This window comes from Chryseomicrobium imtechense, assembly GCF_041475995.1.
In the GTDB taxonomy this organism is placed as follows: Bacteria; Bacillota; Bacilli; order Bacillales_A; family Planococcaceae; genus Chryseomicrobium; species Chryseomicrobium aureum.
In genome coordinates this window covers 1-25,430 of the sequence record NZ_JBGOBM010000006.1, presented here as the reverse complement: position 1 = coordinate 25,430, position 25,430 = coordinate 1, and the positions used below count along the sequence as shown (strand labels likewise).

The 25,430-nt window shown below is 44.3% G+C and carries 21 protein-coding genes; 14 read left to right on the top strand and 7 right to left on the bottom strand.

Annotated features, from left to right (window positions below; genetic code table 11):
• Positions 1-6: 6 nt before the first annotated feature.
• Together AB5N96_RS07315 and AB5N96_RS07310 are read right to left on the bottom strand one after the other, a co-directional pair.
• On the bottom strand, positions 7-2,097 hold the full coding sequence (locus tag AB5N96_RS07315) for a type IA DNA topoisomerase (protein WP_499705110.1): 2,091 nt from the start codon (positions 2,095-2,097) through the stop codon (positions 7-9).
• A 127-nt stretch (positions 2,098-2,224) separates the two neighbouring features.
• Complete coding sequence (locus AB5N96_RS07310; RefSeq protein ID WP_499705109.1) at positions 2,225-2,545, bottom strand: YflT domain-containing protein; 321 nt, start codon at positions 2,543-2,545, stop codon at positions 2,225-2,227.
• 136 nt (positions 2,546-2,681) lie between these two features.
• Between AB5N96_RS07310 and AB5N96_RS07305 the strand changes: the two genes are divergently transcribed.
• The 3 genes from AB5N96_RS07305 to AB5N96_RS07295 all read left to right on the top strand — a co-directional run bounded on the left by AB5N96_RS07305 (position 2,682) and on the right by AB5N96_RS07295 (position 5,141).
• Positions 2,682-3,548 carry a DUF1028 domain-containing protein gene (locus AB5N96_RS07305; protein WP_499705108.1) on the top strand — a complete coding sequence of 289 codons (867 nt, stop codon included), beginning with the start codon at positions 2,682-2,684 and terminating at the stop codon, positions 3,546-3,548.
• 39 nt (positions 3,549-3,587) lie between these two features.
• A complete protein-coding gene (locus AB5N96_RS07300; protein WP_499705107.1) occupies positions 3,588-4,337 on the top strand; it encodes a gamma-glutamyl-gamma-aminobutyrate hydrolase family protein in 750 nt (249 codons plus the stop codon).
• Between the two features lie 312 nt (positions 4,338-4,649).
• Positions 4,650-5,141: a flavin reductase family protein gene (locus AB5N96_RS07295; protein WP_204589554.1), complete on the top strand. Its 492-nt coding sequence runs from the start codon at positions 4,650-4,652 to the stop codon at positions 5,139-5,141.
• 15 nt (positions 5,142-5,156) lie between these two features.
• Here AB5N96_RS07295 and AB5N96_RS07290 read toward each other — a convergent pair whose 3' ends face one another.
• Positions 5,157-5,831, bottom strand: a complete 675-nt coding sequence (locus tag AB5N96_RS07290) for a TVP38/TMEM64 family protein (RefSeq protein WP_499705106.1) — start codon at positions 5,829-5,831, stop codon at positions 5,157-5,159.
• Positions 5,832-6,040: 209 nt separating this feature from the next.
• On the opposite strand from AB5N96_RS07290, the gene AB5N96_RS07285 reads away from it, so the two are divergent.
• The 5 genes from AB5N96_RS07285 (at position 6,041) to AB5N96_RS07265 (ending at position 12,997) form a co-directional block, all read left to right on the top strand.
• Entirely contained in the window at positions 6,041-7,513 is a 1,473-nt protein-coding gene (locus AB5N96_RS07285; protein WP_499705105.1) for an aldehyde dehydrogenase family protein, read from the top strand.
• A gap of 240 nt (positions 7,514-7,753) precedes the next feature.
• On the top strand, positions 7,754-8,914 hold the full coding sequence (locus tag AB5N96_RS07280; protein ID WP_499705104.1) for a saccharopine dehydrogenase family protein: 1,161 nt from the start codon (positions 7,754-7,756) through the stop codon (positions 8,912-8,914).
• Between the two features lie 145 nt (positions 8,915-9,059).
• Positions 9,060-11,009, top strand: coding sequence for a beta-propeller domain-containing protein (locus AB5N96_RS07275; protein WP_499705103.1), 1,950 nt, complete (start codon positions 9,060-9,062; stop codon positions 11,007-11,009).
• Positions 11,010-11,755: 746 nt separating this feature from the next.
• The gene (locus AB5N96_RS07270) at positions 11,756-12,496 is read left to right on the top strand and encodes a threonine/serine exporter family protein (protein ID WP_204589561.1); all 741 of its coding nucleotides are present in this window, start codon (positions 11,756-11,758) and stop codon (positions 12,494-12,496) included.
• Between the two features lie 9 nt (positions 12,497-12,505).
• A complete protein-coding gene (locus AB5N96_RS07265) occupies positions 12,506-12,997 on the top strand; it encodes a threonine/serine exporter family protein (protein ID WP_204589562.1) in 492 nt (163 codons plus the stop codon).
• Between the two features lie 303 nt (positions 12,998-13,300).
• Here the strand turns inward: AB5N96_RS07265 and AB5N96_RS07260 are convergent, their stop codons facing one another.
• Positions 13,301-14,995, bottom strand: coding sequence for a sensor domain-containing protein (locus AB5N96_RS07260; protein ID WP_499705102.1), 1,695 nt, complete (start codon positions 14,993-14,995; stop codon positions 13,301-13,303).
• A 139-nt stretch (positions 14,996-15,134) separates the two neighbouring features.
• Between AB5N96_RS07260 and AB5N96_RS07255 the strand changes: the two genes are divergently transcribed.
• The 5 genes from AB5N96_RS07255 to AB5N96_RS07235 all read left to right on the top strand — a co-directional run bounded on the left by AB5N96_RS07255 (position 15,135) and on the right by AB5N96_RS07235 (position 21,680).
• A complete protein-coding gene (locus tag AB5N96_RS07255) occupies positions 15,135-16,043 on the top strand; it encodes a DMT family transporter (protein WP_275580364.1) in 909 nt (302 codons plus the stop codon).
• 76 nt (positions 16,044-16,119) lie between these two features.
• Positions 16,120-17,856 (top strand): ABC transporter ATP-binding protein, encoded by a 1,737-nt coding sequence (locus AB5N96_RS07250; RefSeq protein ID WP_499705101.1) that lies wholly within the window; start codon positions 16,120-16,122, stop codon positions 17,854-17,856.
• Positions 17,840-19,669 carry an ABC transporter ATP-binding protein gene (locus AB5N96_RS07245; RefSeq protein WP_499705100.1) on the top strand — a complete coding sequence of 610 codons (1,830 nt, stop codon included), beginning with the start codon at positions 17,840-17,842 and terminating at the stop codon, positions 19,667-19,669. The genes AB5N96_RS07250 and AB5N96_RS07245 overlap by 17 nt, the downstream gene beginning before the upstream one ends.
• Positions 19,666-20,535 carry a GNAT family N-acetyltransferase gene (locus AB5N96_RS07240; protein WP_499705099.1) on the top strand — a complete coding sequence of 290 codons (870 nt, stop codon included), beginning with the start codon at positions 19,666-19,668 and terminating at the stop codon, positions 20,533-20,535. The genes AB5N96_RS07245 and AB5N96_RS07240 overlap by 4 nt, the downstream gene beginning before the upstream one ends.
• Before the next feature lie 440 nt (positions 20,536-20,975).
• Positions 20,976-21,680, top strand: coding sequence for a glycerophosphodiester phosphodiesterase (locus tag AB5N96_RS07235; RefSeq protein ID WP_499705098.1), 705 nt, complete (start codon positions 20,976-20,978; stop codon positions 21,678-21,680).
• A gap of 343 nt (positions 21,681-22,023) precedes the next feature.
• Here the strand turns inward: AB5N96_RS07235 and AB5N96_RS07230 are convergent, their stop codons facing one another.
• The 3 genes from AB5N96_RS07230 to AB5N96_RS07220 form a co-directional block, all read right to left on the bottom strand.
• A complete protein-coding gene (locus AB5N96_RS07230) occupies positions 22,024-23,052 on the bottom strand; it encodes a DUF2804 domain-containing protein (protein WP_499705097.1) in 1,029 nt (342 codons plus the stop codon).
• A gap of 70 nt (positions 23,053-23,122) precedes the next feature.
• Positions 23,123-23,968 carry a DegV family protein gene (locus tag AB5N96_RS07225; protein WP_204589568.1) on the bottom strand — a complete coding sequence of 282 codons (846 nt, stop codon included), beginning with the start codon at positions 23,966-23,968 and terminating at the stop codon, positions 23,123-23,125.
• An 82-nt stretch (positions 23,969-24,050) separates the two neighbouring features.
• Positions 24,051-24,623, bottom strand: coding sequence for a glycerol-3-phosphate acyltransferase (locus AB5N96_RS07220; protein WP_499705096.1), 573 nt, complete (start codon positions 24,621-24,623; stop codon positions 24,051-24,053).
• 97 nt (positions 24,624-24,720) lie between these two features.
• On the opposite strand from AB5N96_RS07220, the gene AB5N96_RS07215 reads away from it, so the two are divergent.
• On the top strand, positions 24,721-25,278 hold the full coding sequence (locus AB5N96_RS07215; protein WP_499705095.1) for a nitroreductase family protein: 558 nt from the start codon (positions 24,721-24,723) through the stop codon (positions 25,276-25,278).
• Positions 25,279-25,430 lie beyond the last annotated feature (152 nt).

The window sequence follows — 25,430 nt, the reverse complement described above, 5'->3', positions numbered from 1 at the left end:
TCTTGTTTAAAAATCGAATGTAATTTTACCGTCCACAAGTTTTAAATGTGCAGCAAAGGATTTGCCTTGTTTTGAGGTGAATCCTTTTAATTTGCCTGTTCGACCTTTCGTGCATAGAGTTTCGATAACAGAAGGTGATAACTTTTTACTGGCTACTCGAAGGGGGAATGTTTGTGTGCACCCCTCTTTATAGCGCGAACATCCATAAAAGCTCTTCTTCAAGACAATAGTACCTTGCTTGCAAAGCGGGCAAGTAATTGCCTGACTTGCACTTTCTTCTTCCGGCAGTGCAGCGAACTGCTTTGTCTCTAAATGACTAGGCACAGTTTCGAGCGTTTGTTGAATAAAAGCTGTAATTTGCGTAAGGAACTGACTCTCTGTCCCTTCTCCTCGACCAATTTTTTGTAAATAGCTCTCCCATTTAGCGGTCATTGTAGGGCTTGCTAACAAAGTACCTTCAACAGATTGACAAAGGATGCGTCCTTTTTCTGTGATCTGCACTTCATTTTTCACAACATCAATATAGGCTTGCTTTTTTAATGTCTCGATAATACCGCTTCGTGTAGCTTCCGTACCAAGTCCTTCTACTTCTTTTAACAATGCGGCGTCTTCCGCGTCTTCCACTAGCTTTCCGCATGTCTTCATGACCTGAATCAATTGTCCCTCCGTATAGAGCTTTGGAGGTTTTGTGATGCCTTCCGCAATATGAACGGTTCCTTCGACAGATTGCCCTTTTTCTACATTTGGAAGAAATTCTTCTTTTTCTTTTTGTGGGAATAACTGCTTCCACCCCAACTCTAGAGGAACAGTGCCTTTTGTATAAAACGGTAATTCTGAAACGTCTGTCGTGATCGTCGTTTCACGAAAGACGAATGCTGAATGGAACATTCCTAAAGTAGTACGAGTGATTTCATCATACAAGTTTTTTTCAAGGCCACTCAAAGTCCCGACCTTGGGAACTTTTCGTGTTGGAATGATGGCATAGTGTTCTTGTACCTTACTAGCATCAACAAATCGTTTGGATGGAGCAGTTTGCAAAGGGAACGAACATCCAATGTACGATTGCAAGTCAGCCGCGATGTTTTTTATATAGTGAAATTCAGATGGTGTGATATGACGTGTATCGGTTCGTGGATACGTAATGATTTTCTTTTCGTACAAGTTTTGTGCTGCCTTTAAAACGGCAGACGGACTCGCCTTCCACTTCTTATTCGCAGCGAGCTGTAAGCTTGAGAGCGAATGAAGTTGGGGAGGTGGTATCTGTTTTTGTTTCTCTACGACATCCAAAACTGTCGCCTGTATAGATTGTCCTTCTGCTAGTTTGTGCTCTTCTAAAATGTTTTCAACAATCTTTCGCTCTTTCTCTTTTATCTTAGCTTTTCCTTTATAACTGCCATTCTCTGTTGAAAATTTACCTTCCAGCTCAAAAAATGGCTCTGGTTGAAAGTCCTCAATTTCAAGAGTGCGCTGATAAATTAGATATAAAGTAGGGGATTGCACACGGCCAATCGAAAATACAGTCGCCACACCTTTTTTCTTTAACAAAATTGTATAGATGCGAGAAGCGTTCATGCCTACCAACCAGTCACTTTTTTGACGCGTACGCGCTTCTTCATATAGACGTAGATCTCGGTCGTTTGGGAGAAGGTTGGCGAAGCCTTTGCGCACTTCCGACGTTTCGAGGGAGTTAATCCACAACCGTTTCACTTGTTTTGAACGAATGCCTGTGAGTGTCAAAATCGAGTAAAAAATATTCGAACCTTCCCGGTCGATGTCGCACGCATTGATTAAGAAACTTGCTTCTTTCATAAGTTTTCGAACAATACTGTACTGTTCATATTTGCCTCGAGCAACTTTGTATTCAAAGGCATCAGGAAGGATAGGAAGTGACTTCAGTGACCATCTTGTCCATTTAGCATCATATTCTTTTGGTTCTCGTAGCTCAACCAAGTGTCCGATTGCCCAGGTTACTAGTGCACCATCTGGAAAAATCTCATCTGGAAAAATTTCGTAATATCCTTTTTGCTTTTTTGTCTTGAATGCATCGGCATAAGCTTTTGCTTGGCTAGGTTTTTCAGCTACAATAAGTGGTTTCATAAGAGGATTCCTTTCGAAGAGAGAGTGGAGGGGAACGTATGTTCATAAGTATACGTGTTTTTGCACTAGAAGGCAAAATAAAACTGCCTACAGATGTAGGCAGCTCAGATGGTGGGCAATTGCCCCTTTATTTATTTACGATGAGAACCAACTTACCTTGATCAAGCTCTTCCTCAGCGGTTTCGGCTTCTGCCTCTGTCAATCCGGCAGCATGCATATCGCTTCGAAGTTGGTCTCCTCGTTTACTAAACGCATTTTTCATTGATTCAAAAAATCCTTTTTCACTCATGCCGACTTTTTCAGTATCTAATACGTCTGCAATATGACCTTCACGATCTTTTGAGTGAGCGAACAAATAAATATCGTCTCGTGAATATCCTTGAGCCTCTAGTTCTTCAACCTTTTGCTTTGCTTGTACTGAATTTTCTACTGTGTACTTCATAGCCATTAGTGAATCCCTCCAAGTTTTTATCTGTCGTCTACTCTAAAATTACCCAGTTCACAAAAAGCTAAACCAAATTACTTTGAAAAGCTAAGTTTTCAGATTACACTGAAAATAGAATGAGGTTTGAGAGGAGCATACGATGACATTTTCAATTGTAGGATTTGATCCAGAAACTAAAGAGCTCGGGATTGCAGTTGCTTCAAAATTTTTAGGGGTAGGAGCCGTTGTACCGTTTGCAAAAGCTGGTGTTGGTGCTATCGCAACACAATCTCTTGCTAATCTTTCTTATGGAGTTGGAGGACTAGAATTATTAGAAAAAGGACATTCCCCGCTTGAAGTAGTAGAGACACTTACGAAAAAAGATGAAAATGCAGCATGGCGGCAAGTGGGTATAGTGGATGCTACAGGCCAAAGCGCTACATACACAGGGGATGATTGTTACGACTGGGCTGGTGGAAAAGCAGCTAAAAATTATGCGATTCAAGGAAATATCTTAGTGAGCCAGCAAGTGGTGGAACAGATGGAGGCGACATTTGAGCAAACGGAAGGTCCTTTGGCTGAGCGTTTGCTAGCAGCTTTACTCGCAGGAGATGCAGCTGGTGGAGATAGTCGAGGGCGGCAATCAGCAGCTTTACTTGTTGTGAAAGAGAATGGGAGCTACGGCGGGTATACGGATCGCTATATTGATCTGCGAATAGATGATCACGAAGATCCTGTGCAAGAACTGGGAAGGTTATTGAAACTTCGTCATCTGTATTTTGAGAAGACTGGAGAAGACGATGTATTAGCTATCACAGAAGAACTAGAAGCCCAACTTGCAACATCACTTCATCAACTCGGTTATTTAAAACTGGAAGAAGTTTCAACAGACGAAGTTCTTGAGGCACTAGATACGTATCATCATACGGAGAACTTCGAAGAGCGTCAACAATCTAGAGGTCAAGTTGATCGCCGTGTACTCGAGTATTTGGAAGAACAGGCGAGAGGTTTCACAGCAAAGAAATAGTGGGTATAGATAGTCATTGTACTTGAAAGGATGAATGACATGAAACCACTTATAGGGATATCTGCAGAAATGTCACAAAATCAAGATCATTTCTGGTTACCTTTTGTATATGTAGAAACTGTATTAAAATACGGGGGCTTACCTCTTATGATTCCAGTAATGGGGGATGAAAATCTAGATGAACTTTCGCTTCGCCTGGATGGACTATTTATTACCGGTGGAGAAGATATTGACCCTTCTTATTATAATGAAAATCCGCATTTGAAACTTGGCAAGATCGCACCTGAAATCGATCAAATGGAATCGGAACTTGTAAAGCGAATGCTAGAACTCGATAAACCATATATCGGTGTCTGTCGCGGACTGCATATGTTGAATATTGTGCAAGGTGGGACGATGTTCCAAGATATTCATGCGCAACGAGAAGAAAAATCGTATCTGCACCTACAAAAAGGTCCTCGTACCTACCGCTCTCATGAAGTAGAGCTAGATTTGGACTCTAAAATCGGTAAAATTCTTGGGGAGGAAAAGTTCCGTGTGAATTCATTCCACCACCAAGCATGTGATCAAGTTGGGCGTGATTTGAAAGTCGTTGCACGTGCAACAGATGGAATCATTGAGGCGATGGAAAGTAAAACACATGAATTTGCATTCGGCTTCCAGTGGCATCCGGAAGAATTTGCAATGGCTGGTGACGAAACTTCAGGTAAGATTTTTGAAGCGTTCATGAAGCAAGCAATCAAGCGCAGAAAAGAAATTGATGATTCAAAAAAGCGAGATCGACAATAAATTTAGTTGAAAAATTCATGGGTATATAGTATCGAAAGAACTGAATATCGAGAGTGGGTAGGGGTGACTCCAGCGGGATTAAAAGCGGAAGCTGAGACCTTGGCTCAGCCCGCGCCCGCGGAACGCTTCCCCTACACACCCAACACCAAACAGAATGGAGTTACTCAATTACGAGAACTCCATATTTTGTTTTATGTAGCTCTTTTGCTAACTAAAAATCAGCCTTTTGAATGAGAGTATATGGAAAGCATTTCACTCCTCAATCTAGTATGATAAAAGAGAACAAACACTAGAAAGAAGGAAGTGATCCGTATGGACGCTGTTACACAATTTAAACAAGCGCTAGGGAATTATCCGACAGGCGTTACTGTCGTCACTGCACAAGATGCAGACGGAAATCCGATTGGAATGACCGTAAATTCATTCGCATCGGTTTCGATAGATCCTCTCTTAATTTTATGGTCCATCGATAAAAACGCGTTTTATTACGATGCTTTCACAAATGCAACTACTTTCAATGTTAACATTTTAGCTGCTGACCAAGGCGACTTATGTATGCTATTTGCAAGTCGTGTAGATGATCGCTTCGGCAAGTGTGAATGGCACCCAGGTCAAAATGGAGTCGCTGTATTAAAAGACACGGCTTCCCAGCTAGAGTGCACGGTCTACAATACAGTGGATGCTGGAGACCACATGATTCTAATTGGAGAAGTAACTTCTATTCATAATGAAGACAAAGAGCCGCTACTTTATCACAAGCGCTTATTCGGTAAAATTCCAGATGCATTTTATCAACAGTCGTAATTCCACAAAAACCCGTCACAGCTGTGGCGGGTTTTCTTCTGTCTTCACTTTTGGTTTATTCCATTTACGCTTTTTCCACATGAGAACTAAATAAATAAGAAGAGCCGCGAACGCTATACCAAAGAGTGAAAATTGCTCCGTTGTCGCTTCTAATAAACCTTCTGACACTAATGCTAAAAGGAAGAAAAAGATAAAGTTTCCTATAGCGGTAGCTAGGATAAATGGCATGAATTTCACGTGACTAAGACCTGCAGCTAAGTTTACGAGGCTAGTAGGAATGAATGGAATGATACGGGCTTGAAATACATACAGGAAGCTGTTTGCTTCTATTGAGCGTGTAATTGATTTCGGGATTTTTCTGACGACCAAGTCATCTACTAAATACCGAACAGCGTAGAAAACGAGGGCGGATGCCAGAAGGCTTGCAAACCAACTCCATAAAAACCCTGGTAGTAGTCCATAAATCAAAACATTCATAGAGATGACGAGTAATAAAGGGAATATAGTAAATGTATGTTGAATCAACATGATTAAGAAGGTTAGTAATAGTGTAGACGCCCAGTTTCTAGTCAAATAAGCTTGTGCTCTGTCAATATCTCTTTCATACAAGTAGCGGAAGAGGTCAAAATGAATGACTAATAAACAGGAAATCAGTAGGGCAATGGGGAGAACTATCATCCATTTTTTCATGTCATCGTCACCTCTCTAGTCGTTCTATCATAGCATTATTCCCACGCGTTGCCCATTTTAGTACGCCTAGCTTCTCAGCATCTAAATTCACATATATGATGAAAATTTGAAAAAAATAGAAGGAACTTCTTTGAGTCTGTAGAATACTATCTGTAAGCGCTTTCAAATTAAGGGCTTTTTCGTACTGACAACTAGAAAAGAGGGATCGAATGAAGTTAACACATTTTATCAACGGAGAATGGCTCGAATCTGGGCACACAAAAGAAGTACTAAATCCAGCTACAGGAGAAGTTCTAGCACATGTTCCAATGGCAGATGCGGACCTCGTGGCAAAGGCAGTCGAAGGGGCAAAAACTGCTCAGAAGAAATGGGCAAAAGTTCCCGCTCCAAAGCGTGCACAGTATTTATATGCAATTGGTCGCTTGATGGAAGAGCGAAAAGAACATTTGTCTCAAGTGCTCACAAAAGAAATGGGAAAAGTAATTGAAGAAGGTCGTGGAGAAGTCCAAGAAGGAATCGATATGGCTTACTATATGGCGGGTGAAGGAAGACGTTTGTTTGGAGAAACAACACCTTCAGAACTCGCTGATAAATTTGCGATGAGTGTGCGTGCACCAATTGGTGTTGTTGGACTCATCACACCATGGAACTTTCCGGTAGCCATCGCAACTTGGAAATCGTTCCCGGCTATAGTTGCAGGAAATACATTCCTTTGGAAGCCGGCTACAGAGACACCAATGATGGCCTATGAAATGGCGAAAATCTTTGAAGAAGTAGGTCTTCCAGAAGGTGTTGCCAATATCGTATTTGGTTCAGGGTCTGAAGTAGGTACGGCAATGATTGAACATCCAGACGTTAAAGTGATTTCCTTCACAGGTTCGACGGAGACAGGTAGCAAAGTAGCTGAACTTGGTGGACGTCACTTAAAGAAAGTGTCTCTTGAGATGGGCGGAAAGAATGCAGTCATCGTAATGGATGATGCGAATCTTGACTTAGCAGTAGACGGTATTTTATGGAGTGCATTTGGTACTGCAGGTCAACGTTGTACGGCATGTAGTCGTGTCATTGCGCATAAAGATGTCAAGAAAGAACTCGAGACGCGTTTGCTTGAGAAGATGAAACATCTCACAATTGGGGACGGGACGGACGAATCCGTGAAAATCGGACCGGTCATCAATGCAGCAGCACTTGAAAAGATTCATGGCTATGTGGAGATTGGAAAACAAGATGGTGCGACGCTGTTAGCAGGTGGTGAAATCTTAAAGGATGGAGACTTGGCGAAAGGAAACTACTACGCTCCAACACTGTTCACAGATGTACCGTGGGATTCTCGTATTGCGCAAGAAGAAATCTTCGGTCCTGTTGTATCCATCATTGAGGTTTCTTCGTTAGATGAAGCGATTGAAGTGAATAATAGTGTAAAATACGGACTTTCAAGTTCAATTTTCTCACAAGACGTCAACACGATCTTCACCGCACAGCGTGATCTGGATACGGGGATTGTTTACGTCAACGCTGGAACGACGGGTGCTGAGATTCACTTACCGTTCGGCGGGACAAAGGGAACAGGAAACGGACACCGAGATTCTGGTGTAGCGGCACTTGACGTCTATACAGAGTGGAAGAGCGTGTACGTTGATTTCAGTGGGAAGCTGCAACGGGCTCAGATTGATACTAACTAGATGTGGAGCCGACTGTTCAGAACGCCGCACTAGAAAGTTGAGTTACACTACGGGGTTGCTTTCCGAGGGCGCTGCGTGAGCTTCCTCGTCGCAGGCTCCTGCGGGATCTCACGACAGACTGGAATCCCACTGGAGTCAACCCCTCCATTTCACTCAACATTAGTATTAGATGTGGAGAACTCCATTCTACAAAGTCGTTACAAAGGGGTAAGAGAACCGTAAACAAAGGGGGATTCACAAATGATCGTAGGTGTATTAGGTGCTGGTTTAATGGGGAAAGAAGCAGCAACCGATTTAGTTAAAAGTCAAAACGTTGAAAAAGTCATCATTGGAGATCTGGATGTTGGCCAAACAGAGATGTTTGCTCAAAAATTACAAAACCCTAAACTTGAAGTGCGCCATTTGGACGCAACTGACGATGAGTCGATGAAGTCTTTAATACGCGACTGTGATGTCATAGTCAACGCACTTTACTACTCGTTCAACCAACGCGTCGCAGAACTTGCAATTGAGCTTGGTGTTCACGCGGTGGACCTAGGTGGGCACATTGGGGGCGCTACAGACTACATTTTAAATCTTGATGAAAAAGCTAAGGCTGCTGGTGTTACGATGATTCCGGATCTAGGGGTGGCTCCAGGAATGATTAATATCTTGGCAGGGCACGGCGCCAAAAAACTTGATAAAGTATCGAGTATCAAGTTATATGTCGGTGGAATTCCAGTCGAACCAGAAGGGATTTTCAAATACAATTTGGTCTTCTCCTTAGATGGCGTTTTTGATCACTATACAGATAGGTCGCATGTCATTCGAAACGGAGAAATGCAAGAAGTGGACTCGCTATCCGAAATCGAACCTATTCAATTTGATGGATTTGATGAGCTTGAAGCATTCCACACTGCAGGCGGTACGTCCACATTGGGACATACGTTCTCAGGAATCGACACATTAGAGTACAAGACCATTCGCTACAAAGGGCATGCTGAGAAATTTAAACTGCTCGTCGATCTTGGTCTAACAAATAAAGAGACGATGGTTAACGCAGGTGGGCATGTTGTATCTGCACGGGACGTGTTACGTGAAGTGCTAACTCCAAAACTTCGGCTTGGAGACAAGAAAGATGCGGTTTTACTTCGCGTCATTGTAGAAGGGTTCGAAGGAGAAACAGAGAAGAGTTACATATACGAACTCGTAACGACAAAAGATGAGCTTTCTGGTACAACAGCAATGGCACGAGCGACAGCAAACACGATTTCTGTCGTAGCCCAAATGATTGGCAACGGAACCATTACATCAACAGGTGTATTCCCACCTGAGACAATCGTACCAGGCGATTTGTATATGCGAGAAATGGCGGCACGTGGCGTCGAAATCAAAGAATTTGTAAAATCTGAACAACTATAAACCAGAGACCTGCAATCGACACGGATTGCAGGTCTTGTTTATTTCCCGGGAAATACGTCGAAAAATAACTTTTCCGTGGGTGTAACCTTCTTCCATTTTATAAGTCTAATGGAGTAGAAAAATGAGATGAAAAGAGGGGACGACAATGAAGAAATGGACAATGCCGCTGTTGGCAACCGTTTTTGTAGGTGTCTTGATTTTAAGTGCATATTTTATATTTACGAGGGAAGGCGATCTAGTGACGGGGGAAACAGTTCGTGGATATGATGAAATGACAACGGTCACAGCAGAAAATCAATTGCGTGAGTATTTTGAACGTGTCCGTAAACTTCATGATTCGATGCAGTCTCAAGCAATGGAGGGAGCGAGTGGCACTGAAGCGGAAGAAGCCATGTCTTCTGGTGTAGAAGAGTCCACAGATGCTTCATCTGATAGTAAAAGTGCGGATGTTTCTTCCACGAATAATCAAGTAGAGGGCGTTGATGAAGCAGACAGCGTCAAATTGAACGAAGACTTTATTTATATGATTTCTGAGCAAAATGTAATGATCGTTGATATTCGCAACCCGGATGCTTTAGTCAATGCAGGGAGCATCGGATTTGGTGGGAATCGCTATCCCTCAAATTTATTTTTAACAGACGACTATTTAATTGTGATGAATCAAAACCATATGTACGAAGGAGTTCCAATTCAACCAGCCGCCGAAGGGAAGGTTTGGATGCCATATGATGGGATGACATTAGCTAGCATCTATTCCTTAGAAGACCCGACCAATCCAAAACTAGTTCGTGAAGTAGGGGCAGAAGGGTATATGGGACACGCACGTTTGACGAACAATACAATTTACTTCACTTCAAGTCTTTACAACCGCGTCTGGGCACTAGAGGAAAATGAAGATATCGAGTTGCGTCCGTTTCAGTTCGATTCTGAAAAAAGTGACGAACCAACCGTTCTTCCATATGAAGAAATTACAATCCTTCCTGATACGTTAGAAGGTGGATATACATTGATCTCTGCAATTTCATTAGATGACCTTTCAGAAGCTCAATTGACTACAGAAGGCTATCTTGGAAGCAGTGAGCAATTCTACATGTCACAAGAATCTCTTTATTTAACGACTACTGTCTACAATGCAGAGGCTAACGATTCAGAGGATGGGGACAGTTTGATGGATCTCCGTATTTGGAATCCAGGTGTTCGTGACACTGACATTTTCAAGTTTGATTTTGAAGGCACCGACGTTTCTTATATAGGGACGCATCGGGTAGAAGGTCATTTATTGAATCAATTCTCGATGGACGAATACGACAATCATTTCCGCGTTGTGACAACAGAAGGTGACGCTTGGAACGAAGAGCGACCTTCAGAGAATCATTTGTTCATCTTGGATGATCAGATGAATCGTGTTGGCGAATTAACAGGTCTTGCAAAGACGGAACGCATTTACTCCGCACGTTTCATGGGTGATAAAGCATATATGGTTACATTTAAAGAAACAGACCCTTTATTCGTGTTCGACTTGTCTGACCCAAAAGATCCGCGTGTTCTAGGGGAATTAAAAATTCCTGGATTCAGTAACTATCTGCATCCGGTGGGTGAAAACCATCTTCTAGGGATTGGATACGAAACTGAGATGGTTACATTCCCTGGGGCCAAAGAGCCGAGTCTTGTGACAGCAGGTATGAAGCTCTCGTTATTTGATGTGACGGACCTTTCGAATCCGATAGAGCAAGATGTTGAAATCATTGGCGGTCCAGGTACTTACTCACCTGTCCAGTATGACCATAAAGCACTGATGATTCATAAAGAGCGCGGCTACTACGGCTTCCCAGTCACGATTTATGAGGGGGCAGCTGGTGGGAATGTGAAGTTTAAAGGAGACGGCGCCCATATTTATTCTGTAACACCAGAGCAAGGTATTCAGTTGAAAGCCGCGCTAATGAACGACTTAGTGCCAGGGCAAGAGTATGAGGAGTGGAATCAGATGATTCATCGTCTAGCTTATGTGGAGGATACGCTGTATACGCTGGCGAATCGTCGAGTCGAGAGTTATGATTTTAATTCCTTTGCGAAGAAGGCTAGTTTAGACTTTTAGTTTTAGATGTGGAGAACGCCACTCTAGAAACTCCGAGGAAATCAGACGTACCCATGAAGGTGTACTTCAGCCTTTGTGGGTGCGGCTGATTCCGGAGCGTGTTTCTGGCGTTCGGAACTCGATTCCATTAAGATGTGGAGAACGGCATTTAGAAAAGTTGAGTTCCAATGCGGGGCTGCTTTCCGTGGGCGCTGCGTGAGCTTCCTCGTCGCAGGCTCCTGCGGGATCTCACGTCAGACTGGAATCCCACTGGAGTCAACCCCTCCATTCCACTCAACTTTATTTTTAGATGTGGAGCCGACTGTTCAGAAATTGTGCGAGAAGGCAGCGTGGACCGTGAAGCGTTCTTTGCTTCATGGGCCGCGATGGCTTCTTGCGGGATTTCTAGGAGGCGCAACTCGATTCCATTCGAAGTCGAACCCCTTTCAAGACGTTGAGTTCCACTGCGGGGCTGCTTTCCGTGGGCGCTGCGTGAGCTTCCTCGTCGCAGGCTCCTGCGGGATCTCACGTCAGACTGGAATCCCACTGGAGTCAACCCCTCCATTCCACTCAACATATATTTCGCGGAGTTTTCACTACAATTCTATAAAAATGAGGGAGCAACCATGGACTACCAGGGTTGCTTCTTCGTTTATTAGCTCTAGATTAAAAAAAATAAATTCTTTAAGAGTGCGAAAATTATTTAGTCATTGTATTCCCGCCCGATTATTCGTTAGACTAAGGACAGAACCGAAAGGGGGCATGACATGTCAAATTACGAAATAACCGTTGAGTGCTGCTTACTCGCTGGCCGACTGATGATTGAAGGAGGCGCTGAGACCTACCGAGCAGAAGATACGATGGAACGCATGGCCAGGTCGCAACACCTAATCGGCTCCCAAAGCTTTGTCATGCCGACGGGAATCATGTTTAGTGGAAATAACAACGCACCAACTCGACTCATGCGTGTCAATACGCGCGTGACGGACCTTGAAAAAGTAGCGATGGTCAATTCGATTTCTCGTCGACTGGTGAATCAAGAGCTGACGATTGAAGAGGCGTATGATGAACTACGAAAAATCGAAACAGAACATAAAACGTTCCCATTCTGGTTACAAATCATTGCAGCTGGTATCACGTCTGGCGCATTTTTATTGTTGCTGGGGTTTGATATCTTGAACTTGCCAGCGGCTATGGTAATTGGAGCGCTAGGATATGTGATAGCGACTTTATTAGAAGTAAAGACACGCGTGAAGTTCTTTGCAGAGTTCTTTGCCGCGCTGATTATAGGGATTGCCGCATATTCTGCAGTCTATCTTGGATTTGGTTCGAATCTCGATGGCTTGATCATCGGCTCGGTCATTCCATTAGTGCCAGGTTTATTGATCACCAACGCAGTACGTGACCTAATGGCTGGGCATTTCGTGTCTGGATTATCAAAAGGAGCAGAAGCCTTCCTGACTGCCTTTGCAATTGGGGCTGGGGTTGCGCTAGTGCTGTCATTTTAAGGAGGAGCTATGGACTATTTAGTAGAAGCCGTTTTAAGCTTTCTAGCAGCTGTGGCGTTCGGTGTATTGTTTAATGCGCCACGTCGAATGCTGATTCACTGCGGCGTCGTCGGAACGGTCGGTTGGCTCGTTTTCTCCATATCACGCAGCCAGACAGATGACCAAGTGGTCGCAACATTTTTAGGTGCGTTCACGATTGCACTCTTGTCGCATATTTTTGCGAGACGTCGGAAGATGCCTATGATTTTATTTAGTGTTACAGGAATCATCGTCCTTGTTCCAGGGAGTTCTGCCTACAATGCTATGCGCCATGTTGTAGAACAAGATTATTTGACGGCAATTGAGCTCGGTACACGGGCGCTCTTAATATCAGGTGCCATTGCGATGGGGTTAGTATTTGCGGAAATTATTATGCAAATCTATTCTAAAGTGTATGGACGGCTTACAAAAAAGAAAAAGACGGATGCCCTCGTGAATATCGAAGACACCCGTCAGTTATAAAGAAAAACCAAGCGTCTCGTAGGCGCTTGGTTTTCTGTATACATAGTTTCAAAAATGAATGCGCTAAAGTTTTCTTATGTCACTAGTTTAAATGCTTAAAAGTTGAGTGTAGTGCAGGGGCTGACTCCAGTGGGATTCAAGTCGGAACGTGAGACCCCGCAGGAGCCTGCGACGAGGAGGCTCACGCCGCGCCCTCGGAAAGCAGCTCCGGAATCAGCCGCACCCGCAAAGGCTGAAGAGCGCCTTCACGGGCACGTCTGATTTCCTCGGAGTTTCTTGAGCGGCGTTCTCCACATCTAAAAGTCACTCAAAATACTCACTAAGCTCGCTGACTTTGAGCGGCTTCGAAATATGGAAGCCTTGCAACCCATCGCAACCCATTGCCTGAAGCTGCTTCATCTGTTGCTCAGATTCAATACCTTCCGCCAATACCCGAATTTGAAGGGAATGCGCTAGAGATACCATCCCTTTAATTAAGCGAAGGACTTTATCATTTTTTGTCATCGACTGAATGAAAACCCGATCAATCTTCAAGCTCTCGATTGGAAGAAGCTGCAGGTAGCGAAGAGAAGCATAGCCAGAACCAAAATCATCAAGAACAAATCGAACGCCTTCACGGTTCAATGCGTGCATCTGTTCAATGATTGTTTTTTCTGCTTCCGCTTCTAAAGCGAACTTCTCTGTAATTTCAATTTGCAAACGGTTGGCAGGACATCCGGTTTGCTGCAAAATCTGCATAATGGTGCGTGCCATATTTTTATCATGGAATTCTCGTACAGACAGATTGACATTGACCTTGATGTCGTAGCCTTGTTGCTGCCATTCTGCTGCTTGTTGACAACTCTTTTCCAGTACAAAAGTACCTAAGTCGTTGATTAACCCTGTTTGTTCAGCAATAGGTATCAATTCTTCTGGAGAAACTGCACCAAGTGTCTCACTTTCCCACCGAACGAGCGCTTCAAAACTTGAGACTTTTTTTGTGACGGTATCGATGATTGGTAAATAGACGACCTCGAGATGCTGTTGATCAAGTGCGACCATAAGCTCTTTTTCGATTTCTACTCGTCGGGATAATTTCGAGTGCGCATCTTTTGGGAGTGTTGTAATCAAGTTCCCGCCTTGCTGTTTCACGCGTTGCAGCGAGTTATGCGCCGCTTCGACAATGTGGTGAAGCGTCTTTTGGTCATCGGGATACCGGGTCATGCTACCACTTACAGTGATGGCAACAGATTTTGAATCTAGATAAACTGGATACGATTTTAGAAAGTCGCTAAAGCCTTGGATATACCAGTCACTTAGAGGTGTGATCAAGGCAAACTCATTTCGACCCATTCGTCCGATTTCTGAGTCTGGAAAATACTTTTTCAAAAGGTTTGTGAATTCATGTAAAAGAGCTTCCTCGTGCTGTTCATTCATTAATTCTTTCAATGTATAGAATTTATCGATTGAAAGTAGGACGTAGGTGAACTCCACCTTTTTGGAAAGCTGTTCCTTCATGATCTCTTCCATTTTGTAACGACTCAGTAAACCAGTCTCAAGATCCGTGTAAGCAGCTTCCTCGAGTTTTGTTTGCATCGTCTTTTTATCCGTGATTTCTTCTTCAATGATATAGCTGTGCTGCAAAATGTCTTCTTCATCAAAGATTGGAATGGCAAGCGCCTGAACCCAATAGGACTGCCCTGACTTTGTCGATTTTTCTATAGGGCCTTGCCAAATGGCTCCACGTTCTAGCTGTTGCAATAGTTGATGACCTTTGTGTCGAGAAGATTCTTCGTCAGGTAATAATTGCCAAATTGATTTGCCAATGACACGTTTAGGAGTCCATTCACTTCGTTCCAGAAATTTTGAATTGGTGGAGAGGATAATTCCTGTAGCATCAAGGACATAGAACATAAAGCCTTCTTTTAAACCAGCTTTTACCTGTTCCCACTCACTTGAAATGGATTTCATTTCGAATGAATGCTGCAAATTATCAAGTGTATAGTTAGTTTGAGCCATTATCAGAACTCCTTTACAATTCGTTTTTATCAGTATAATTCATTTTTACCAAACAGTCATTACAAATAATTGTTGTCTGTATCAAAAGTTCTACGCTAGCCGAAATACATACTACGAAAATGGACAGGGGGATATAAATTTGAAATCACAACGTTGGAAAGGCATACTATTAATTTTGACCGGGGCTATGCTCTGGGGGGCGAGTGGGCCGATGATGGAATGGCTACTTGAACATTTCCCCCTCTCTGTACCATTCTTCCTGACAGTTCGTTTAATTGTAGCAGGTACTCTTGTCCTGTTATTTTTGCGAATGAAGAAGCAACCTGTCTTTAAAATTTGGAAAGATACTGCATGGCGTTGGAGACTCTTGCTATTCGGGATATTCGGGATGCTTGCTGTGCAATACACGTTTGTCGCAGCGATCGATGCGAGTAATGCAACTGTTGCCACACTCTTACAGTTTATCGGTCCGGTCTATATCATTCTGTTCATTTCATGGAAATTAAAACAGTTTCCCCCGATGTATCAAGTGATAGGCATGATCGGGACACTCGGCGGGCTAGTATTGTTGCTAACCAATGGAAACTTTGCACAGCTGGCGATTTCTGGTGAAGCGTTGTTTTGGGGTATTGCTGTCGGTATCGCCTTTGCGTTTTATACAGTGTACCCAGCCCGATTGATGCAAGAGTGGGGCGTTCTCCTCGTGGTTGGTTGGGGGATGGTGATTGGTGGAGTTGTTCTTGGAGTGGGAAGTAGGGTATGGACAACTGGTCAGTGGAGCCAGCTTGTGAATCCTACAGTTGCAGGGATGACGCTTGCCATCATCATTGTTGGAACGCTCGCCTTTATTCTCTTCCTATCTAGTATGAAGTTTATTACAGCGGTTGAAACAAGTATTTTATCAAGTATGGAACCATTGACGGCTATGGTGATTTCGTTTTTCTGGTTCAGCCAAGTGTTTGGTTCACTTCAATACGTAGGGATGATTATTATGCTGTTGTTTATAACGTGGCTAACGCTTGCTGGGGAAAAACAATCAGAACATTGAGACTTGTTTTTCGACTTCGGTGTGTCATAATAAAAGAAGTGATTAATTCGTATTCCGAAGAATTTTGAGGTGCAACATGAGAACAGTCTTTTCGTATTTAACACCGTATCGGGGACTCATCGTCCTCGCCTTATTTTTGATGTTTTTAGAGCTTGCTGTCGAGCTCGTCCAACCGTTATTGATTGCTAAAATAATCGATGACGGAATTTTAGCGAATGACCCCCAAGTCATTATCAATTTAGGGATTTGGATGGTCGCAATTTCGTTTATTGCGTTCTTTGGAGCGATTACAAACACTGTAATCGCTTCTCATATCGTACAGAGTTATGGATACGATATCCGCATGGCACTGTTCCGAAAAGTGCAAGACTTTACGATGACGGCATTTTTACGTTTTCCAAACGCTAGCCTGATCACGCGTCTGACTACAGACGTGACGATGACACAAAACGTAATTTTTATGGGACTGCGTATCATGCTCCGTGCACCGTTGCTCGTCATCGGTAGTATTATCATGGCGTTCATCGTCAATCCATCGCTTGCGATTTACTTGGTAATCGGGTTCCCGTTCCTCCTCGTGTTCATGTACTGGATGAGCCGCAAAGGGATGCATATGTTTACGCGTGTACAAAAGGCGCTTGACAGTCTGAACCGTCAAATCCAGGAAAACTTGCAAGCTGTCCGTTTAATAAAAGCTTATTTGCGCGGTCGCTACGAGGCTGAGCGGTTTAACGGTGTCGCAGACGAACTTCGCACAGTGAACGTTACAGCCTTCCGCATCATGGAGTTTATTCTCCCGGTCCTACTTCTTGTCATGAATATCAGTTTACTTGCCGTGTTATGGTTTGGGGCTGACCTGGTCAATACAGGAGAAGCGCCACTGGGTGACCTTGTTGCCATCGTCAACTACGTGATGCGTATGACAGGGGCATTCTCGATGTTTGCATTCATCATCATCTTCTTCTCTCGTGCGAAAGCGTCAAGTGAGCGTATGGAAGAAGTGTTGCTAGTAGACGAGGAGCTGGAGCAAGGTCTTGAAAGTGGAAAGTCCCCACGACGTGCGTTCGGAGAAATCGAGTTCGATAATGTCTCGTTCCGTTATCCGAATACAAAAGAATGGGTACTTGAAAACATTTCCTTCAAACTCCAATCTGGTCAGAAACTTGCTGTAATGGGCGCGACAGGTGCAGGGAAATCGACCCTGTTTAACCTGATTCCACGCTTCTTTGAAGTGACCCGCGGAACGATTCGGATTGATGGTATCGCTGCAGAACAGTGGCCTCTTCGCGAGTTACGCGAGACGATTGGGTATGTACCACAGCAATCCATTTTATTTACAGGGAGTATTGAAGAAAATCTCGGTTGGGGTGACACAGAAGCAGAGCAAGAGTGGCTTGTAAATGCTGCGCGCAAAGCTCAAATCCACTCATCAATCGAAGAGTTCCCGAATCAGTACCAGACACGCGTCGGCCAAAAAGGTGTCAATCTCTCTGGTGGACAGAAGCAGCGCTTATCGATAGCACGTGCCATCGTACGCCGCCCGGAAATCTTGCTCCTTGACGATAGTACAAGTGCGCTCGACGTCAACACAGAAAATGCATTGTGGGAAGCACTGGATGAAGAGTCGGCAACCATGCTTGTCATCACACAGAAAATCCGTACAGCACAAGGCGCGGATGCCATCCTATTATTAAACGAAGGAAAAGTGGCTGGTTTCGGTACGCATGAAGAGTTGATGGAAACATCTGAACTGTACAGAGCGATTGCCGAGTCTCAACAGGAAGGAGGCGACGAACATGAGCTTCTTTCGTAAACCGTTTGGCTATGAACCAATTTTAACTAAAGAAGATATTAACGGGACGTCTGAGAAAAAAGTCGACAAAGCGTCGGATTGGAAGTCTGTCTTGTACCGTGTTTGGCAATTTGTCGATGAACAACGTTTCTTATTGATTGTAGTACTTGCGCTCGTATTGGTATCATCGGTGCTCGCGCTTGCCGGGCCGTATCTCGTCGGGCGGATTATTGATGACTATATTACAAATCGAGACCTCTCTGGACTCTCTGTGATCATCATCTGGCTTGCGGTGATTTATGTCGGGTGGTCCGTGTCGCTTTACCTCCAAAACTTTTGGATGATCGGCATTGCCCAGCAGACAATCTACCGCTTGCGCACAACATTGATTGGCCATTTGCAACGTCTTCCGGTCTCGTTTTTTGACCGTAGACAGCACGGGGAATTGATGTCACGCGTGACAAACGACATTGAAAACGTCAGTCAGACACTCAATACATCGTTTATCCAAGTGTTCTCTAGTATTTTAACGCTTGTGGGAACGACGGTAGTCATGCTGTTACTTAGTCCTTTAATGACGGTGATCACATTGACGATTGTACCCGTCATGTTCGTTGCAATTAGATGGATCACAAAACGTACATCAAAGCTTTTTAAAGAACAACAAAAAGCAGTCGGTGAGCTGAACGGGATGATTGAAGAAACTATTTCCGGTCAGCGTATCGTCAAAGCATTCTCACAAGAAGAGCGAATGATGCACGAATTTTCAGCGAAAAGCTCACGGCTTCGCAATACAGGATTCTGGGCACTGACATATTCCGGCTTTATTCCAAAAGTAATGAACTTACTGAATAACTTGAGTTTTACGATGGTCGCAGCCATCGGAGGGATCCTCGCGTTTTACGACCAGATCTCAATTGGTGAAATCGTCATCTTTACGGAGTACGCACGCCAGTTCACGCGTCCCTTGAATGACCTTTCGAACCAATTCAACACGGTCCTATCTGCCATCGCAGGTGCTGAGCGTGTGTTTAAAATCATTGATGAGGAACCGGAAGAGGACACGGGGAAACAACAAAATGCTGTCACTCTTCGTGGACATGTGGAGTTTAAGGATGTCGTGTTCCGCTACAATAAAGAGGAAGAACAAGCCGTCATCAACAATGTGTCCCTTGAAGTACGACCAGGTCAGACCGCGGCTCTTGTTGGGGCGACCGGTGCAGGGAAGACGACGATGATGCAACTACTCGCTCGTTTCTATGAAACCGATGCGGGTGAGATTTTAATTGATGGGATTCGGATACAAGATATTCCGCGTCAGACACTTCGCAGTCAAATGGCATTTGTCTTACAAGATCCATTCTTATTTGAGATGACCGTAATGGAGAATATCCGGTACGGAAAGTTGAATGCGACAGACGAAGAGGTCATGGAAGCGGCGAAACAGGCAAATGCCCACGACTTCATCATGAAGCTCTCAGACGGCTATCACACAGTTTTAAATGCAGATGGCGGTGAAATTTCGCAAGGGCAAAAGCAGTTAATTTCAATTGCCCGTGCACTTGTGGCAGACCCAGCAATACTCCTGCTTGATGAAGCGACGTCGAGTATTGATACGGTCACTGAAATGAAAATTCAAGATGCACTTGAGCGGTTGATGGAAGGGCGCACAAGTTTTGTTATTGCCCATAGATTGAATACTGTGCGCCAAGCTGATATGATTTTTGTAATGGAGCATGGACGTCTCGTTGAGGGAGGTCCGCAAAAGCAGCTACTTGCACAGAAGGGGCGCTATTACCAAATGCTCATGTCTGGAAAGGAAGAAAACGAATGACAGAAGATTTAGTAGTCGTGTCGACACCTGTTGACCAGGAAACATGGCAAGAAATCAGCGAACTCGTTGCCGCTGCCTCTTCTCAGGACAGCATCAGCTATGCACCAATCTTTGGTGTGGAAAACTTGAAAGATCCGCATTATTATGGATTTTGCTTATTGGCCTATCGCCAAGACACAGATGAATTACTGGGCTTTGCTTCTGCAATGGACCCAATTCATACACGAGATTACGAGTGGAGCATCATGGTGCATCCCGAGCGTCGCAGTAAAGAACTAGGCGTCCGTATCTATGAACGCTTACTCGAAGAGTTCGAGAAGCGCGATTTCAATTCTGAGACAGCCATGAACCCGTCGAACAGTCCGCATTCCGCGGCATTCTTAAAAAAGCTCGGCTACACGTACGCCTATTCCGAGCGGACGATGAAAGCTCTTGCCAAACCAGTAGAACTGGATTCCGGATTAGATGTTCGTGCATATAATGAGGAAACAGATCGTGAGGCTTTAAAAGCTATTATTGAAAATGCTTTTGGAGACTCTTCGGAAGAAGTGGACGCCTTGATTGAATTTACGACGCATGCACCAAACCGCCAGTTCTTCCTCGTTCACTCAGGAACGGATGCAATTGGCGCCATGACAATTGTGCGCGAAAGCAACCGCATTTGGGTGACGGCACTTGCTGTTCATTCGATGGCACGCGGCCAAGGTGTAGCAAGTAATCTTCTACGCTACGCGCAACAGTATGCGCACAACGAGGGCATTAAGACGGTCTATTTGGATGTCGAAACGGACAATGAGACTGCGCTTTCGATTTATGAGCGGGTCGGGTTTCAGACGGTGAATCATACGAAGTATTGGAAAAACTAGATGTGGAGCAGACTGGTCAGAAATTGTGCAAGATGACAGCGGAGCCCGTGAAGCGCTCTTTGCTTCATGGGATGCGATGGCTTCTTGCGGGATTTATAGGAGGCGCAACCCGATTCCATTCGAAGTCGAAACTACCTTTCAACCTTTGCTTGTGGAGCCGAGTTTGATTTGAATACGCTGAGCTCCATTGCGCGGCTGCTTTCCGAGGGCGCGGCGTGAGCCTCCTCGGCGTACGAGCACGCCTGTGGGGTCTCACGTTCCGCTTTTGATCCCTCCGGAGTCAGCCCCGCAACATAGCTCAGCTATGTACCAAAAGATTTCCTCCATTCCGCTCAACTTGAATGTAGAAGTAAGATGCATTCTTTTACTTAACTAACTATAAACCTCCCGAGAGTCCAATTCTCTCGGGTTTTTTTGACTAGAGAAGAGGTGGCGAGACAATGAAAATTTTTGCGCATCGTGGGTGCTCGGGTGTTTATCCGGAAAATACTTTAGCAGCTTTTGAAGCAGCCAGTAAACTGCCAATAGAAGGCATAGAATTAGACGTTCATCTTTCAAAGGACGGGGAGCTTGTAGTGATTCATGACGAACTTGTCGACCGGACAACAAACGGCAAAGGGTTCGTAAAAGACATGACAAGTGAAGAATTGCGCCAATTGGATGCGGGGAGTTGGAAAGCCGCAGATTTTAACGGGGAACGTATTCCGTTTCTGCACGAAGTGTTGACGATTTTTGTGGAAACCGACCATGTGTTGAATATTGAACTCAAATCCGACATCTTCCCGTACCCTGGGATGGCCGACCGAGTCATGGAGTTGGTTCAGAAGCTAGGATTTGAGGAGCGCGTCATTCTATCTTCGTTTGATCACGAGGTGCTACGCTATGTCTCAAAGACTTATCCACAGATACATACCGCATGTCTTACAATGGAAGTCATGGTCGACTTTCCGGCCTATTTAAAAACAATTCCGGCACCAGACGCGCATGTCCTGTTTCCAACGGCACTGCGTCAAATGGGACAAGAACTACGGGCCGCGGGAATTCCGATTCGTGCATTCACAGTGAACGATAAAGTGTACGCTGATATGCTCGAAAAAGCAGGAGTCGAGGCCATCTTTACAGACTTCCCGGAGAAGTTTTTATAGGTACCTGTCCCACAAACTATTCTGATATTCATGACTATTCACCAAATATGCAACAGAAACCCGCATTCCTGCGTTCATTTCTAAATATTCATAAATTGTGTTGGAATTGTTTGGGTACCAGGTACCTTATGGGGGCTGTTTCCAAATAGAAAAGGCATACCATAAGAGAGTGTGTTTCTCTTAGTGGTATGCCTATTTTAAAGTTAAAAGTTGAGTGGAGTGGAGGGGCTTGACTCCGGAGGGATCAAAAGCGGAACGTGAGACCCCACAGGCGTGCTCTTATGCCGAGGAGCTCACGACGCGCCCTCGGAAAGCAGCCCCGCAACGGAACTCAACTTTTCAATTACCATCTAGCACTATGCTCTTCCACACACCCCAACATATGCGAAATCACTAACTTACCGTAGCCCTCTAGATAAATTGTGCCTTTAAAGTAGCCAAACAGTTGATGGACCTCTGAATACACAAGCTTTGCATCCGTTCTAGCCACTCGCTCATGGAAAGGAATAAACGTGAGGTTTACATCCGAAGAAAATTTCGTTCTTAGCGTCCAAGGCTTCTTGAAATCCTTGCGATCATACCCGAACAACACATCTTCACTGATTTTGTAAAGCTTGCCATCAACAATGACAGCATTTTCCGTCATGCCTGTGCCATCTGTCCATTTGCCACCAAAATTCAACCCGACGCGACGCGAACCGATACGCTGTGAGGCGAATCCCCAGTTCCAAGTCGCTTCGCGTGGCCACATACCCCGCCCGTAATCGAGCACAGCAAAATTCTCTTGTGCATCAAAGGAATACTCGTATCCACCATGGTGCACAGAACCTTCTACCGGTAGCGTATGATGCTTCGCAGTGAATTGGAAATGGTTTCGGTCCCAAGGGATGACGACGTTTAATGATTCCTGATTTTCGGGGTGCGTTATTTTTAAGCTGGCATGCAGAGGCTCACCGTCGAAGTCTGGAATATGAACATTCAACAATGTGTAACCATCCTGATGGCCTACAAAACGCAATGTCATTTCTTTCGACTCCGCGCTCACTGTATCCAGAACGCCAGGTGCCATTTTTACACCACGTCCAAGTGGGAGTGTAACTGTTTTTTCAATGAGCTGCTGGGAATCGTAGTGAAACATATAGACAAAGCAAACAGCAGCGTAGTCCATATGACTGATGGTGGCGGAAAATAAAATTTCCTCACCAAATACACACCAATAATTCCACTTTTTCTTGCGCAAATAGTTTCCGCTCAAGTTGCTTTCGATGAGCGGGCTTTTTGCATACCCAATCGCTAGCGGATTTAATTGGCCCTTTGCATCACACAGTTGTACAGGCTGCTCTAAAAGTCTTTCACTATGTTGATTTCCCATGGCAGTCACCTCGAGTATAGTCTACGCTAACTGTAACATAGTTCCATCTACTCTAGCTGTGTCAAAGGTGTTAATTGTTGTACCAAAGTGTAGCCAGTGTACCTTGCCCAGCGTGAACAGCTAAGACCGTACTGATATCCCCAACAATGATTTCGCTAGTGGGGGCGACCTCTTTTAAGGAAGCCTCGAATTCTCGCGCTTCTGCTTCAGAGTTCCCGTGCATCAAGTAAATGCGTTTAATTGGTTGTTTTGCATATGCTGCTCCTACTTTATCAAGAAGCGACTGCTTTGCCTTTTTCATCGAACGAACTTTTTCTCCTTCGTTCAACTTTCCATTCGGCGCGATATGGATGATTGGTTTGATTTTCAGAAGGCTTCCGAGATAGAACTGCGCACTGCTCAAGCGACCACCGCGATACAGTTGATCCAAGCTTCCGATCAAGATATAGTTTTCAAAATCTTTTACGCGTGTGCGAAGGGCATCTGCAATCTCCTCTGCTGAATGGCCTTGCTCTTGTAAATCAAGCCCGTGCTCAAGAAGTTCTGTAATACCTGCAGAAAGAGAGTGAGAATCCACAAGGTGGATATCGACTTCTGCAATTTCAGCGCCACTTCTCGAAGATGCGATTGTTCCGCTTAATTCGTTCGCCAAGTGTACAGAAATGATGGCATCATACTTTTCATTCAAGGCTTCATACAATTTTGCGAATTCACCTGCAGGAGGCTGAGACGTCTTTGCTTTTTCTTTATCACTCGCTAAACGACTGTAGACTTCCGATTTAGTGATTGTCACTTCATCAAGATACGTTTCGTTATCAAAATGAATGGCCAGAGGAACGATATGAACGTCTGGGTGATTCTTTACTCTTTCAGAAGGAAAAACACTGCTATCTGTAACCCATGCAATTTTGGTCATCGTATGTGGACACTTCCTTTAATAGTATTCTTTGAATAATAAGTATAGCATGATATGAAGGTGAATAAATCAAAAGTTGAATTTATTTAGAGTGCCACCAAGCGTCGTCCCAGGACTCTTTTGTATCAGATCTATGACGCCATAAGATAATGACAATGAGTAGAAAAAATAGTGCGCTGGATATAACATTTTCAAAAGCTAGAGCAATTGCGTAGGCTGGAAATGCGAGATTCATAGACAGGGTTGCACTGCGGGTAATGACTAGTCCGATGAGCATGACGCCAATAACCGCTAGGAAACTGATTGGATGAAAAGCAAGCGCCACTCCAATGAACGTAGCAATCCCTTTGCCACCACGTCCTTTTAACCAGAGAGGAAAGAGGTGGCCGAGTGTCACAGCGACTGCACCTACAGCAATCGAATTTGGAGGCAGATTCAGTAGATGACCGATCCACACGATGAGTGCACCTTTTCCGGCATCGCCTAAAAATGTCACGATAAACGCGTCTTTTCCAAGAACTGTTCCCGCATTTCGTGCACCAAGATTGCCACTTTTGTGTTCTCTGAGGTCGACACCTTTCCATTTGCCTACAAACCAAGCGGTCAACACGGTACCGACGAAGTAACTTGCTATCCAGTAAATCATTTCAATCATAGGAAATCTCCTCTTGAAGTTGGTGAGTTAAGTGTACCATGTGATATAGCGGAAGCGCTTTGGTATTTGGTACAATAAGAGCGATAAGGAGAGATGAATGATGAATGTACGTGAGGCAATTGAAACAAGACGATCCATCAAGAAATTTAATGGGAAACCGGTGACGAAAGAGGCTCTTGCTAAGATTGTAGAGGCAGGAACTTGGGCACCGAATCATGGAACACGTGAACCTTGGCGGTTAGTTGGTGCAGTGGGTGAATCGATGGAGCGTATGGTGGATGCGATAAAAGAAGTCGCAGTTCCAAAGTGGCGCGATATGAGTGAAGAAGAACTTCATACGGCTTTAGCTAAGTTTATGCTTCCTGGTGCGGTTTTATTTATTGTGGTACCAGAAGATGCGCGTCAAAAAGAACGCTTAGAGGATTTTGGAGCTGCAAGTGCAATGATTCAAAACATGCAACTTGCTGCGTGGGAGATGGAAATCGGGTCTTGCTGGAAGACGCCACCATTTATTGACCATCCTAAATTCCGATCGAGCCTAGGGATTCAGCCGGGCGAGCGTATCATCAGTATGTTGCAATTCGGCTATTTTGATGAAGCGCCAAAAGCAAAGCCACGTAAAGATGTAAACGAGATTTTATCTTATTTTGAATAAAAAATTGAAAAGCTGAACGCGTCGCAAGTGGACGTGTTCAGCTTTTTTGTAATCTGAATACCCCCTGCAATGCAAGGGGTTCCTGAGAGCTTTCAGCTATGGACAAAAAAATCCCCTCATCATACGATATTTTCAGGTCTAGCCAACCGAAA

Bases quoted from the DNA above. Each gene is read 5' to 3' on its own strand.
- AB5N96_RS07315 (WP_499705110.1), bottom strand. From the start codon at position 2,097: ATGAAACCACTTATTGTAGCTGAAAAACCTAGCCAAGCAAAAGCTTAT.
- AB5N96_RS07310 (WP_499705109.1), bottom strand. From the start codon at position 2,545: ATGGCTATGAAGTACACAGTAGAAAATTCAGTACAAGCAAAGCAAAAG.
- AB5N96_RS07305 (WP_499705108.1), top strand. From the start codon at position 2,682: ATGACATTTTCAATTGTAGGATTTGATCCAGAAACTAAAGAGCTCGGG.
- AB5N96_RS07300 (WP_499705107.1), top strand. From the start codon at position 3,588: ATGAAACCACTTATAGGGATATCTGCAGAAATGTCACAAAATCAAGAT.
- AB5N96_RS07295 (WP_204589554.1), top strand. From the start codon at position 4,650: ATGGACGCTGTTACACAATTTAAACAAGCGCTAGGGAATTATCCGACA.
- AB5N96_RS07290 (WP_499705106.1), bottom strand. From the start codon at position 5,831: ATGAAAAAATGGATGATAGTTCTCCCCATTGCCCTACTGATTTCCTGT.
- AB5N96_RS07285 (WP_499705105.1), top strand. From the start codon at position 6,041: ATGAAGTTAACACATTTTATCAACGGAGAATGGCTCGAATCTGGGCAC.
- AB5N96_RS07280 (WP_499705104.1), top strand. From the start codon at position 7,754: ATGATCGTAGGTGTATTAGGTGCTGGTTTAATGGGGAAAGAAGCAGCA.
- AB5N96_RS07275 (WP_499705103.1), top strand. From the start codon at position 9,060: ATGAAGAAATGGACAATGCCGCTGTTGGCAACCGTTTTTGTAGGTGTC.
- AB5N96_RS07270 (WP_204589561.1), top strand. From the start codon at position 11,756: ATGTCAAATTACGAAATAACCGTTGAGTGCTGCTTACTCGCTGGCCGA.
- AB5N96_RS07265 (WP_204589562.1), top strand. From the start codon at position 12,506: ATGGACTATTTAGTAGAAGCCGTTTTAAGCTTTCTAGCAGCTGTGGCG.
- AB5N96_RS07260 (WP_499705102.1), bottom strand. From the start codon at position 14,995: ATGGCTCAAACTAACTATACACTTGATAATTTGCAGCATTCATTCGAA.
- AB5N96_RS07250 (WP_499705101.1), top strand. From the start codon at position 16,120: ATGAGAACAGTCTTTTCGTATTTAACACCGTATCGGGGACTCATCGTC.
- AB5N96_RS07245 (WP_499705100.1), top strand. From the start codon at position 17,840: ATGAGCTTCTTTCGTAAACCGTTTGGCTATGAACCAATTTTAACTAAA.
- AB5N96_RS07240 (WP_499705099.1), top strand. From the start codon at position 19,666: ATGACAGAAGATTTAGTAGTCGTGTCGACACCTGTTGACCAGGAAACA.
- AB5N96_RS07235 (WP_499705098.1), top strand. From the start codon at position 20,976: ATGAAAATTTTTGCGCATCGTGGGTGCTCGGGTGTTTATCCGGAAAAT.
- AB5N96_RS07230 (WP_499705097.1), bottom strand. From the start codon at position 23,052: ATGGGAAATCAACATAGTGAAAGACTTTTAGAGCAGCCTGTACAACTG.
- AB5N96_RS07225 (WP_204589568.1), bottom strand. From the start codon at position 23,968: ATGACCAAAATTGCATGGGTTACAGATAGCAGTGTTTTTCCTTCTGAA.
- AB5N96_RS07220 (WP_499705096.1), bottom strand. From the start codon at position 24,623: ATGATTGAAATGATTTACTGGATAGCAAGTTACTTCGTCGGTACCGTG.
- AB5N96_RS07215 (WP_499705095.1), top strand. From the start codon at position 24,721: ATGATGAATGTACGTGAGGCAATTGAAACAAGACGATCCATCAAGAAA.